Origin of the sequence: Gilvimarinus chinensis DSM 19667 (genome assembly GCF_000377745.1) — a bacterium.
Classification (GTDB): Bacteria; Pseudomonadota; Gammaproteobacteria; order Pseudomonadales; family Cellvibrionaceae; genus Gilvimarinus; species Gilvimarinus chinensis.
Window position 1 is genome coordinate 355,547 of sequence record NZ_KB898706.1, and the last position, 12,253, is coordinate 367,799.

The following is a 12,253-nucleotide window of genomic DNA, read 5'->3' on the forward strand; positions in this document are numbered from 1 at the left end:
TATGAGTTTACAAAAGCTGTTAAGCGATTGTATGGCTGCTTACCACAGCGGGGACTTTGCTCGCGCGGAGGCTCTGGCAAAAAAAATTGTGAAAAAGCAGCCCGGCCACCCGGGCGTTAATCAAATACTGGCGTTGTCTCTGTATTCGCAGGGGCGGTACCTTGTTGCAGCGCCTTGGTTTGATAAGGCAGTAGCTTTATCTAAGGGCCACGCCTCCGCGCTTCTGTCTCGTTCCGCCAATGCATTAGCGCTTGAGGCCTGGCCGCAAGTTGAGCGTGATGCCAAAGCTGTTTTGTCGCAAAACCCACAGCATTTTGGCGCGTGGATGAATCTTGGTATTGCCTATCGTGAGCAACAGCTATGGCAGGCAGCTTACGAGGCTTTTGTTAAAGCGACTGACTTGAACCCAGGCGATGTGAAGTCGCAGCTGGAATTGGCAATATCTGAACGGCAGCTTGGCTTTGCTGAAAACTCTCGTTCTTTGCCATTACCGCGGGAGGACGCAGAGCTTAGCCTTTGGCCCCGCTGGCTGGTGTTGGTTCGGCTCGAAGCCGAAAGATCCACAGAAGCCGCCGAGTCTCTTGCAGGAATGCTTGCGGGGCACGGTGAAATAACTGACGCCTTGCTATTGCAGTTGGCGAAGTGCGTAAGACAGCTAGGGGCGTTAAAACTGGCTATTGAGTTGGCCGAAAAAATCCCCCCGGATTCTGTTGAAGAGTATAAAGAGGCTTTATTGTTATTAGCCTCTGTACACCAGGGCCGCGGACAGCCTGAACGCGCAGGTGAGTATTACCGTCAAATACTTTCTGTGGCCCCTGAGTATTGGCAGGCGCACAGCAATTATCTGATTACCCTCCAGCATGACCCTGCTGTTAGCGCCGAGAACATCGCTCGTGAACACGCAACATGGGTGGATTTACATTTGGCTTCAATTAAGTCAGCCCAGCTAAAGCCACGAGCTGTTGCCGATACATTGAACATAGCATGGGTGAGCCCCAGGTTGGCGAGCGGCCCCACTGAAACCTTCTTTGCTGAGGTGCTGGAACGGTTTCCCCGCAACGGGGTAAAGCACTACCTTTATAAAACTCATGAATACTCCGATCGCAGTACCGAGCGTTTTATCAAAGCGGCAGACGAATATGTGGATGCCAGTAAGCTCTCTGCAACGCAACTGCAAAAGCGTGCGCGAAAAGACCGAATTGATATCGCTATTGAGCTGTCAGGGCATGGCCCGCACCACAATTTACACGCATTTGCGCACCGCATTGCACCGCTGCAATTGAGTTGGTTGGATTATTTTCATCCCACAGGGCTGCCGCAAATAGATTGTTTTGTGAGCGATAAGATTTTAGGGGGGCAAGAGCTGACGCAGTGTATGTACCTCCCTAAGGGGCGTTTGTGTTATTCACCGCCTGCCGACGCCCCCGCTGTGCAGCCGAAGCGCTCAGAGCGAACCCGGTTTGGTTGCTTTAATCGAGTGTCTAAACTCAACGACACGGTGTTGCGTGCATGGGCAGACATTATCCGTCGCTGCGAGGGTGCAAGCTTGGATTTGATCTCTTGGCCGTTTGACTTTCAAGAACAGCGAACCGACTTTTTACGGCGAGCCGAAAACGCGGGTATTGATGTAGGAGCAATCACGTTGTCGGGGACCAAAAGCCACTCCGACCTATTGTCCGCTTACAATGCCATTGATGTTGTGCTTGACCCCTTTCCTTTTTCTGGGTGTGCAACCAGTTGCGATGCCTTGTGGATGGGTACGCCAGTCATCACGCTTTCGGGGGATTCAATGGTTTCAAGGCAAACTCATAGTGTCTTAGAGTACGCGGGGTTGTCCCAGTGGGTTACCCACAGTACAGGCGACTACATTGAGCTTGCGCTGGAAACTGCCTCTCAGGTTAAGTCCGATGATGAACTGAAAATACGGGTGCACCAATCTTTTGCTGACAGCGTATGTCAGCCGGAAGCGTTCGCAAAAGACTTCGAATTACGTGTAAAAGCGCTGCAAAACGGCGAATGATTTGATGGTGGGCTTGTGACGTTTGTTGTGCATTTATTGTGCGCCTAAACGGTAAACTCCATGAGCCCACTCTTGAACACCAGAACTTTTAAGCTCGCTGACCGAAAATACATACCGATTTGGAGCAAGGTTCGTCAGCGCCGCTTTTTTTGCTGTTAGGGTGGCACCGGCGAGGTCCAACTCGCTATTGCCCGCCACAATAGCGCGCTCGGCGTTGATGCTGAGGTTGGTAGCGGTAAGGCTGCTGTGCTCTACTTGAAGGCCAGTGCCTGGGCTTGTGACGCTGACATTCAGCATGTCTACTTGGCTTTGATGAATAAAAATGGACTGAGCCTGAACCTGCTTTAGCTGAATGTTTTTGCAGCCCACAATGCGCATGGCGGTGTAGACACCGCTGACGGTTTGATTGTTTTGGTTGTTGCAGTGGTACTCACCTTTAGAGGCTGGGGTATCTGCTACATGCTGAGACCGCGTGTCTGGGTTTTTCAGAAAGTCTCTTATGAGCGGATAAATTCGTTCAGGGTAGTTGACCGGCATGTGACCCATCTCAGGAAAAACCTCTAAACGTGAGTTGGGCAGTTGTCCGTTGAGCAGATGGCCTGTACGCAGAGGTGTCACTGGGTCGTCTTTTCCCCAGATGATAAAACTGGGTACTTGAAGTGATGAAAGGTCGCCAGAATAATTTTCTTGTGTGAGGGCCAGGGCCGCATTGATGGTTGGCTGGCCAGCTAATGCTCTCGCCCAGGTGTGTTCATCGCTACCTAACAAATCCTCAGGTGTGGGGAGGGCCTCCCAGCGCAATAGCTCCCCACTCACATCACGGATTAATTGGCTGATATCCACTTGCAGAGATTCGGGCAGCTCCTGCAGTGCCGGTACCATGCCCGACTCTATCGGCAGCGCCGCAGAATGCTGAGCAAAGGTGCTGCGTTCTAAAACACCGGCGGCACTGATCAGTACAAGGTGTTTTAAATATTCAGGATAGCGAGTGGCGAAACGCAAGGCGACATTGCCACCCATTGAGTGGCCGATAAGGTCGAAGTGGCTAAGCCCTGCATTGTCTGCCAGTGCTTTGATCATGTTGGCATAGTTCTCAGGGGAGTATTTTCCGGCAGGGGAGTCTGAGCGGCCAAAGCCGGGCAGGTCGATGGCCAACACCCGGTGCTCTTGGGCAAGTAGTGGGATTAACTGCTGCCAATCGCGCCAGCCTTTTTGCCCTAATCCGTGAATCAGTAAAATGGTGTTGTCGTTTTCTTTGCCTGCTTCAACCCAAAACACCTTGCTGTCGAACACGGGCTCTGTAGCAAACCCCGAGTGCCAGTCGGGGGGCAGTTCAGGAGGAGCAGCCTTGGCTTGCATTAGCGGCAATAAAAGTAAAAACGTGGCGAACAATAAAACGTTTAACAAGAGAGGCGTACCGTTGGTTTCAGGGCTTCTATTGTGGCAGAAAATTGATAATTCAGGCTAGGCTTTGCTGAGGGGTTGAGTGGGCCGTAAACCAGACTTTGTTATTGATTACGGTAGCCTTGGGCTAAAGTGATTGCGATAATGCAAGCCAAACTCAACCGAGAGAGTGTATTTTGAAACTGTTGTTAGCTGATTCACACCATTCACTTGGAGTAGCGCTGGAGCATGAGCTTGAGCGTGAGCCCTTTAATGTATTACAGCCTCCCAGCAATGAGTTGAATTGGACGGACCGTGCCGCGGTGATGGAATATATGTCTCACCAGAGACCCAATGTGGTGCTCAACAATCTTGGTTGGGGGGACAGTCCGCTTTCAGCCAATACAGCTCTGCTGCCGGTAGCGGCTGAAAATATTGCCAGGGTGTGTGCCCAACAAAAAATCCCGCTGTTACAGATGTCCAGTTACCGTGTTTTCGGTGATGACAACAAAAGTAAGCACTCTGAAAAAGACGAGCCACAACCCAATAGTGAGTTGGGAAAAGCCTTCTATCTTGCAGAGCAGAAAGCCTTGGCCGCCGATACCCGGGTGCTGGTGTTGCGTACTAGCTGGGTCATCAGTAGCTACGGGGATAACCTGCTCACGCGGCTATTAGATGCTTTGCAGGGCGAGCAGCCCTGGCGGTTAAACCGTCGCTTGCGGGGGGCACCCACAGCCTTGTCTGACTTGGCGCGTGTCACGGTAGGCATTCTTAAGCAGATTGACAGTGGTGCTGATTGCTGGGGTGTGTACCATTACTGCTCGGGCGACGCTTGTAATGAAGTGGAGTTTGCTGAACAGCTTTGGGAGGTTCTGTGCCAGCAGGACTACCAAGGTCCAGAGCCGAAGTGGGACCAGGTGGATGAGGCTGCGCTGGAGGTGCCGATCAGCGCCGTATTGAATAGTTTGCGGGTACGTAACGACTTCGGGGTGCAAACACGGACTTGGCGTACTTACTTATTGCCAATGGTACGCCAGTGGCTGCACGCACAGCACAACAAATAAACGCAAGGCTTAGGGTGTAAAGTGGGCTCTCGAATGGTGGCGGCCATCCCTGGCCGCAATAGCGAGCAATCTTTTGCTTATTGTTCGCTGTAACGCTGGAATACCAAACAGGCGTTGGTGCCACCAAAGCCAAAGCTGTTGGACAAAATACGATTAAGCTGCACATTGTCCTGACGTTCACGCACAATATTCATTCCATCGGCTTCTGCATCCAACTCATCAACATTCGCCGAGGCGCAGATAAAGTTATTCTCCATCATCAGCAACGAATAAATGGCTTCTTGCACGCCTGTGGCACCCAGAGAGTGACCGGTCAAAGACTTGGTTGAGCTGATGGCGGGCACTTTATCGAAAGTGGCGCGAATGGCTTTTAATTCGGCCAGATCGCCAACCGGAGTACTGGTGCCATGGGAATTAATGTAGTCGATCTCACCGTCTACGGTGGCCATCGCTTGGCGCATGCAGCGCTGTGCGCCTTCGCCAGAGGGGGCAACCATATCGTAGCCGTCAGAGGTGGCACCATAGCCCACCAATTCACCGTAAATCTTGGCGCCGCGAGCTTTGGCGTGTTCTAACTCTTCGAGTACCAGACAGCCGCCACCGCCGGCAATCACAAAGCCGTCTCGGGCCGCATCGTAAGCGCGTGAAGCTTTATCCGGCGAGTCGTTGTACTTGGTGGACAGGGCGCCCATGGCGTCGAATAAGCAGGATAAAGACCAGTGCTCTTCCTCGCCGCCACCGGCAAACACTACGTCCTGTTTGCCCAGTTGAATCAGCTCCATAGCGTTTCCGATGCAATGGGCACTGGTGGCACAGGCCGAGGAAATGGTGTAGTTGACGCCCTTAATTTTGAAAGGCGTTGCCAGGCAAGCAGACGTGGTGCTGCCCATGGTTTGGGTAACGCGGTAGGGGCCAACGCGCTTGAGGCCGCGTTCACGTAAAATGTCGGCCGCTTCTACTAAGTTTTGAGAAGAGGCACCGCCAGAACCCATGATAATGCCGGTCCGCTCGTTGGAGACCTGCTCTTCGCTCAGGCCTGCATCGCGAATGGCTTGGTCCATTGAGATATAGGCGTAACCTGCCGCATCGCCCATAAAGCGCAATACTTTGCGGTCGATGTGATCTTTCAGGTTGATGTCGACTGAGCCCGACACTTTTGAGCGGAACCCCATCTCTTCATAGCTGGAATTGTATGAAATGCCGGATTTGCCCTCGCGCAAGGCGTCGAGAACAGTGGCTTTATCATTACCAAGGCAGGAGACAATGCCCATACCGGTAACTACAACGCGTTTCATAGGCTACCTCTTTGAATTGCTCAGCCCGCACAGGCGGCATTTAACTCTGCCATTATGACATACCCTGCCATATTTCTGTGGCAGGGGTGTTTCGACCCGCGGGGGAAAGCATAGTGCCCTAAAAGGGCAGTATTGCCGTTATTATTAAAAGGAGTCGGTGTTGGAAAACAGGCCTACCCGCAAATCTTTGGCAAAGTAGATATCTTTACCGTCTACGGATACTCGGCCATCGGCGATACCCATAATCAGTTTGCGCTCGATCACTCGCTTTAAATTAATGTGATAGCTCACCTTTTTCGCGGTGGGTAGAATTTGGCCCGTGAACTTCACTTCGCCACAACCGAGGGCGCGCCCGCGGCCCGGGTTGCCTTTCCAGGCTAAAAAGAAGCCCACCAGTTGCCACATGGCGTCCAGGCCCAAGCAACCGGGCATTACCGGGTCGCCAGGGAAATGGCAGTCGAAAAACCACAGGTCGGGGCTGATATCCAGTTCGGCGACAATTTCGCCCTTGTTATACTCGCCGCCAGTTTCACTGATATGCGCTATGCGGTTAAGCATCAGCATATTGGGAACTGGCAACTGGGCATTGCCCGGGCCAAACATACGGCCGTGGCCACACTCGAGCAACTCTTCCAAATTGTACGAGCTCTTTTGGACGAATGAAGTCATAGTTTTAACTCTGGATAAAAATTCATAGGCGGCAATACCCGACAAACGGTGCAACCCGCAAAGGGGCACATTCTACCGTTTGCCCGGCGCTTGTCCAGTGGTCATAGGCTTGCAGCACTGGCTTGTGGCGGGTGGCGCTGGCATGAACCAATCAGTGGTTAGTGGTTACGGCCCAGAGAAAAGTCGGCGATATCCGCCATGGCTTGGCGATAAGGCGTTGCCGCTAGTGGCTCTAGTGCTGCGTGGGCTTGTTGTACGGCTTTTTCTGCGGCTTTCAAGGTGTAGTCCATGGCACCTGTGGACTCCACAATAGCCACCACCTCTTCAAGTTTACTGGCATCACCATTGCTGATGGCATTACGGATGGTGTCACGCTCGGCTGCAGGTGCTCGGCTCATGGCGTAAATGAGTGGCAGGGTGGGTTTACCCTCGGCCAAATCATCGCCCACGTTTTTGCCCAGAGTCTCGGCGTCGCCCTTGTAGTCCAACGCGTCGTCCACCAGTTGAAACGCAATACCCACTTGCAAACCGTATTCTTTCAGCGCCTGGCGGGTGGCCTGATCGGCACCGGCAATCACGGCTCCGACCTCACAGGCAGCGGCAAAAAGCACGGCGGTTTTTTTGTGGATAACGTCAATATAGCCGGCTTCGGATAAATCCGGGTCTTTAGCGTTAATTAACTGCTGCACTTCGCCTTCGGCAATCACGTTGGTGGTGTCCGACAAAATAGTCATCACATCCATATTGCCAATGGCCACCATCATTTGAAAAGAACGCGAATATAAAAAATCCCCGACCAGTACGCTTGGGGCATTCCCCCATTGTGCGTTAGCGGTAGGGCGGCCGCGGCGCAGTGTGGAGGTGTCGACAACATCGTCGTGCAGCAAGGTGGCCGAGTGAATAAACTCGATAATTGCGGCTAAATCTAAATGTTGTTTGCCAGAGTAATTCAGCGCGCGCGCGGCCAGTAACACCATCAGCGGGCGCAGTCGTTTGCCGCCGGCCTCAATCAAGTAATGGCCGATATTTTCCACCAGCCCTACATCCGAGTGCAGTTGGCGAATAATCAGTTCGTTAACTTGTTCGAAGTCATCGGCGACGACGTTGTGGAAGGGCAGCATGTAGATGTCCTGTAAATTCGGCAGAGCGCATCCTAGCAGAGGGGGGTAGGCTGTCAAGCCGGGCTTGGGTATGCCCGAGCGGTTGGGGCGGCAGGTTACCGGATAAGCCCCTTTTTACGGTTGGCAAAAGGGGCTTATGAAAACACTCATAGAAGGTGGAAAGAATCCATGAGTGTCTGTGGGCGAGTTAGTGCAGTTTCAGCTTGGGCTTTAACCAGCGATTAATACTGCCCGATAACATCAGCAGGCCTGTTTTGATGTAGCCGTGTACCGCCAGTTGGTGCATACGGTACAAAGAGATGTACACGATGCGCGCCAGACGCCCTTCAATAAACAAAGTACCGCGGCTCAGGTTGCCCATTAAGCTGCCCACCGTGGAGTAGTTGGCCAGGGATACCAGTGAGCCATGGTCTTTGTACTGAAAGACTTTTTTCTTGCCGCCGTCGAGCTGCGCGCGAATGTTGTGATAACAAATGTCCGCCATTTGGTGAGCGGCTTGCGCTCGGGGTGGGACGCGGCTACCGTCGGTTTGTACGAATTCTGCACAGTCGCCAATAGCGAAAATGTTGGCTTCGCCCTTTACCTGCAAATAGGCGTTTACCGGCAGCTGGTTAATGCGGTTGGTTTCAATGCCGCCAATGTTCTTTAATACATCCGGCACCTTAACGCCTGCTGCCCAGACCATTAAATCAGCCTCAATTTTGTTTCCGTCACCGGTTTCTAAGCCGTCTGGCTGAGCGGCGGTAATGCGGGTGTTCAATTTAATGTTGACCCCCAGCTTCGCCAGTTCGCGGCTGGCCGAGGCAGAAATACGCTCGGGCAAGGCGGGCAGTATGCGTTCACCCGCTTCAATTAATGTGACGTTTAGGTGTTCGTTGTCGACGGCATCAAAGCCGTAGGTGTGAAACTTGTGTACCGCGTGATGCAGCTCGGCCGACAGCTCCACACCGGTAGCGCCGGCTCCGACAATAGCGATGTTCACCGAGTCGCGCACCCCAGGCACCCGCTGAATGCGTAAAAATTTGCCCAGCAGTTTGTTGCGAAAGCGGTGCGCCTGGCCCGGGCCGTCGAGAAAAATACAGTGGTCTTTAACGCCTGGAGTATTGAAGTCGTTGGACGATGAGCCCATAGCGAGCACCAGCATGTCGTAGTCGATGCGTGTTTCGGGCAGTAGCTCCTGGCCGTCCTCATCAAACATGGGGGCCAATATGACCTGATGATTTTCCCGGTCAATATCGGTCATGGTGCCGATGCGAAAATGGAAGTGGTTGGCGAAAGCATGGGCGCGATAACTCACGGCATCGACCCCTTCGTCCATGGTGCCTACGGCAATTTCGTGCAGCAGCGGCTTCCATACATGGGTGGTGTTTTTATCAATCAGGGTAATGTGTGCTTTTTCTTTGCGGCCCAGCTTATTACCGAGCTTGGTAACAAGCTCTAACCCACCGGCCCCGCCGCCAACGACAACAATCTTTTTCACGTGTGACTTTCTCCTTTTTTGCAAGGGATTGCCTTGCAGTGGCTATGGGCTTTTGGCCCGTATTGTTTTGGTAGTTGTGTTCAGCTTTACACCTTAAGCCAGGTGCCTGCTTGCGCGCTGGCAATAATTTTGTCCAGCACTTTCATATTATTGACCCCATCACTCAACGGGGTGGGCACCGCTTTGTTGTGCAGTATGGCATCGCAAAAGTGATCGGCCATAGCGCGGTATTGGTTGGCGGGCGCGAGGGTGATGGTCTCGCTGTTGCCGCCGCGGCGCACAATAATCTCAGCTTCGCTATCGGCTGTTGGGTTAAATGGCAGTGGGATGTAAATATAGCCCGCTTCGCCACACAATTTAGCCCATTGGCCGGGCTCGGTTTTGGTCGAGCAGCTAAAACTGGCGGTACCCGCCTCAAACTCCATAATGGCTGAGGTAATGGCGTCCACCTCGTAGTCCATAAAGTTCATGTGGCCGCATACGCGGTTTGGCTCGGCGTTGTAAATAAAACGCGCCAGAGAGATCCCGTAGCAGCCAATGTCCATCAGCGCGCCCCCGCCCATATCGGCGCTGTTGCGAATGTTGCTGGCGTCGCGATTGTTGTAGGAAAACTCACATTGAATGTTGCGCACCGGACCAATGGTGTTTTGGCACAACTCGCGAATTTGCTGCCACTGGGGGTGAAAGCGGTACATAAACGCTTCCATCACTTTCAAGTCTGCAAACTTGGTGCTCGCCTCTAGCAGTGTCTGGGCGTCAGCGGCATCCAGCCCCATGGGTTTTTCCACCAGCACATGTTTGCCTGCTTCCATGGCTTTAATAGACCAGGGCACGTGCAAATGATTGGGTAAAGGGTTGTAGATGGCATCAATGTTCGGGTCGGCCAGCAGCGCCTCATAACTGCCGTGGGCGCGTTCTATATCCAGCTCGGCAGCAACGCGTTGTGCCTGATCTTCACTGCGTGAGCAAATGGCAACAACCTCGCCTAGGGACGAGCTCTGAATGGCGGGAATGACGTGATTGCGGGCGATTTTGGCGGTGCTGAGCACGCCCCAGCGAATTTTGGCCATAGTCTCCTCAATGGTGGTGGAGTGGGAATGGCCACAGTATACGCCCTTGAGTGAGCCCAAACTATGTGGATAACTTTGTGCTTGTGTTAAAGAATGGTCAAGACTGATGTGGGGCAGCCCGTGAGATAAAGGCGGGCGTGTGAATTAAATGGGTAAGCAAAGGGCGCTGGGCAGTACTCCCGTCCAGCGCTTGAAGGCTCGGCGTAAGTTGCGGCTGTCGTGAAAATGCAGCCGTGCCGCAATTTCTTCAATATCCAGCTGTTGTCGTGTCAGCCACTCAATCGCCAGCTCTTTGCGCACCGTGTCATAGCGCTGTTGAAAATGGGTGTGGTGTTTTTGCAGTTTACGTTTAAAGGTGGCCGTACTCATGTTGAGCGAATCCGCCACCGATTCTAAGCTGATGTGCCCAGGAATGCTGGCACGGATCAAGCCATCGATATGGGCCACAAAGCCTGTGCTGGGAATGGCCTGGTACTGTGTTTGGCACTGGCGTTTAGCAATAATCGCCGCACTGGCGCTGTTGCTGATACTGGGGGCGGTAGCGATGTCTCGAGGAAGGCGCATAGCGCTAATGTGCTGCTGAGGGCGCACTCGGCTACCCCAGTTCACGCTGTACTGCTCGTGGTTGCGAATGTCGCCGTGTAAAAAATAGTCCCACGGCAGGGGGCGCTGATGCAGCAGCCGGCCCACGGAAGTGACCGCGGTCATCATCATATCGGTTAGAAAGCTATTGCCATCACTGACATCGCAGCAGTCGTGCCAGTATAGGTAGACAAATTCGCTGTCCACCGAGAGGCGGGGGTGCAGCAAGGGGCTCAAGCACCTGTGGTAGGTCTCAAGAGTTTGTAGGGCTTCAAGTAAGTTAGGGGCAAGAGTCAGCGCGGTACTGGCCGGGCCAAAGTTGCCCGGGTAGAGTCTGTGGCCCGCAAGAAAAGGGGTGTCGGCCCCCGGCAACTGCTGGCGCAGGTTGCGTATCAGTGCGTAGCATTGACTGGGCTTGATGTTCAGGCAGCCGGAGAGAAAGTCTTCCATAAAGATTCCCGTGCCGCGCAACAGTTTGTCTGGTTCCAAACCACGGCTGCAGCCTAAATCAATTAAAGCGGCAGGAAATTCATGAGCGGCAATGATCGGGCTGTCATTTTCATACCAAAGTGTCATTTATGCCGCCCTCGGTGCGCGGCTGTCTTTGGCCGTTAACAGTCTTTGCGTTGCCAGGTCAATCAATGACTCGGGGGTGTGGCCTGTATCGGTGGCAACCCCTACGCTGGCGCTGTGGTACACGCTTTCACCCTGAGTGGTTTTGTAAGCGAAGTGGCTTACGGCATCTTGCAATTGCGAAGATAGCTGAGTGGCCAGTTGTTCACCGGCCCCCGGTAGCAGCACCGCAAAGCGATCACCGGCATAGCGGCATAACAGGTCGCAGCGGCGCAGGTTCAGCAGTAAAAGCTCCGTCAGCTCTTTCAGCAAACGGTCGCCTTCGGCGTGGCCGAAGCGACGGTTGATGGTGTCAAACTGATCCAAGTCCAGCAGTACTAATGTCAAAGGTTGTTGCTGTTGGCGGCAGTGCTCCAGTTGTTGCTCCAGCTGCTGCTGTAAAAAGCGTGCATCGCCAAGCCCGGTTAATTGATCCTGCAGGCGGTACTCGCGCAGGTTTTGTTCTTTGCGACGGCGTTCCTGACTGAATAGCAATTGCTCTTTATGCCAGTGGTACAGTGCCAGGGTGAGCACAATCAGGCCCACGGGCATAAGGGTAGACTCGATGCTGCCGCGCCAAATGGAGGTTTCAGGAATGGCGATAACCTCGTCCATCAAGTCTTGAAAGGAGCCGATAAAAATCAAACCCAGGCCGAGGGCTAATAGTGTGGTAACCGAGCCTTTGGGGCGGCTGTTCAGGGTAAAGGCCAGCCACAGAATTGTAAGAAGGCACACACCGGACTCCCCGACAATATCCAGCCAATCAATCTCTTGCCAGAGTTTTATATCACCTACAGCAAGGCTGAGCAGGATAGTGAGGTTGGTGGCCAGCGCTATGGCTAATAGCTTCCATTTGTGCAGAAAAATCATGGTGCAGTCGCAAAGTAGTATGAACGCATTGTAACTATCAGCCTTTTGTAACAGTTGTATGACAAAGGTCGGGGGCAAATTGGCTCA

At 53.2% G+C, this 12,253-nt stretch carries 10 protein-coding genes; 2 read left to right on the forward strand and 8 right to left on the reverse strand.

Going from position 1 to position 12,253, the window contains the following annotated elements; translation table 11 throughout:
* The first annotated feature begins 1 nt into the window (after window position 1).
* Complete coding sequence (locus D568_RS0101635) at window positions 2-2,020, forward strand: O-linked N-acetylglucosamine transferase, SPINDLY family protein (protein ID WP_020207818.1); 2,019 nt, start codon at window positions 2-4, stop codon at window positions 2,018-2,020.
* Between the two features lie 33 nt (window positions 2,021-2,053).
* Here D568_RS0101635 and D568_RS0101640 read toward each other — a convergent pair whose 3' ends face one another.
* A complete protein-coding gene (locus D568_RS0101640) occupies window positions 2,054-3,427 on the reverse strand; it encodes an alpha/beta fold hydrolase (RefSeq protein ID WP_020207819.1) in 1,374 nt (457 codons plus the stop codon).
* Between the two features lie 173 nt (window positions 3,428-3,600).
* Here D568_RS0101640 and D568_RS0101645 point away from each other — a divergent pair, with 173 nt between their 5' ends.
* Complete coding sequence (locus D568_RS0101645; RefSeq protein ID WP_020207820.1) at window positions 3,601-4,467, forward strand: SDR family oxidoreductase; 867 nt, start codon at window positions 3,601-3,603, stop codon at window positions 4,465-4,467.
* Between the two features lie 77 nt (window positions 4,468-4,544).
* On the opposite strand, the gene fabB is transcribed toward D568_RS0101645, so the two are convergent.
* The 7 genes from fabB to D568_RS0101680 form a co-directional block, all read right to left on the reverse strand.
* A complete protein-coding gene (gene fabB, locus D568_RS0101650) occupies window positions 4,545-5,762 on the reverse strand; it encodes a beta-ketoacyl-ACP synthase I (RefSeq protein WP_020207821.1) in 1,218 nt (405 codons plus the stop codon).
* A gap of 144 nt (window positions 5,763-5,906) precedes the next feature.
* Window positions 5,907-6,431, reverse strand: a complete 525-nt coding sequence (gene fabA, locus D568_RS0101655; protein ID WP_020207822.1) for a 3-hydroxyacyl-[acyl-carrier-protein] dehydratase FabA — start codon at window positions 6,429-6,431, stop codon at window positions 5,907-5,909.
* A gap of 158 nt (window positions 6,432-6,589) precedes the next feature.
* The gene (locus D568_RS0101660; RefSeq protein WP_020207823.1) at window positions 6,590-7,552 is read right to left on the reverse strand and encodes a polyprenyl synthetase family protein; all 963 of its coding nucleotides are present in this window, start codon (window positions 7,550-7,552) and stop codon (window positions 6,590-6,592) included.
* A gap of 187 nt (window positions 7,553-7,739) precedes the next feature.
* Complete coding sequence (locus tag D568_RS0101665) at window positions 7,740-9,032, reverse strand: NAD(P)/FAD-dependent oxidoreductase (RefSeq protein ID WP_020207824.1); 1,293 nt, start codon at window positions 9,030-9,032, stop codon at window positions 7,740-7,742.
* 86 nt (window positions 9,033-9,118) lie between these two features.
* The gene (locus D568_RS0101670; protein ID WP_020207825.1) at window positions 9,119-10,102 is read right to left on the reverse strand and encodes a Gfo/Idh/MocA family protein; all 984 of its coding nucleotides are present in this window, start codon (window positions 10,100-10,102) and stop codon (window positions 9,119-9,121) included.
* 144 nt (window positions 10,103-10,246) lie between these two features.
* Complete coding sequence (locus D568_RS0101675) at window positions 10,247-11,260, reverse strand: AraC family transcriptional regulator (protein WP_020207826.1); 1,014 nt, start codon at window positions 11,258-11,260, stop codon at window positions 10,247-10,249.
* On the reverse strand, window positions 11,261-12,166 hold the full coding sequence (locus D568_RS0101680) for a GGDEF domain-containing protein (protein WP_020207827.1): 906 nt from the start codon (window positions 12,164-12,166) through the stop codon (window positions 11,261-11,263).
* Window positions 12,167-12,253: the final 87 nt, after the last annotated feature.

Bases quoted from the DNA above. Each gene is read 5' to 3' on its own strand.
- D568_RS0101635 (WP_020207818.1), top strand. From the start codon at position 2: ATGAGTTTACAAAAGCTGTTAAGCGATTGTATGGCTGCTTACCACAGC.
- fabB (WP_020207821.1), bottom strand. From the start codon at position 5,762: ATGAAACGCGTTGTAGTTACCGGTATGGGCATTGTCTCCTGCCTTGGT.
- fabA (WP_020207822.1), bottom strand. From the start codon at position 6,431: ATGACTTCATTCGTCCAAAAGAGCTCGTACAATTTGGAAGAGTTGCTC.
- D568_RS0101660 (WP_020207823.1), bottom strand. From the start codon at position 7,552: ATGCTGCCCTTCCACAACGTCGTCGCCGATGACTTCGAACAAGTTAAC.
- D568_RS0101670 (WP_020207825.1), bottom strand. From the start codon at position 10,102: ATGGCCAAAATTCGCTGGGGCGTGCTCAGCACCGCCAAAATCGCCCGC.
- D568_RS0101675 (WP_020207826.1), bottom strand. From the start codon at position 11,260: ATGACACTTTGGTATGAAAATGACAGCCCGATCATTGCCGCTCATGAA.
- D568_RS0101680 (WP_020207827.1), bottom strand. From the start codon at position 12,166: ATGATTTTTCTGCACAAATGGAAGCTATTAGCCATAGCGCTGGCCACC.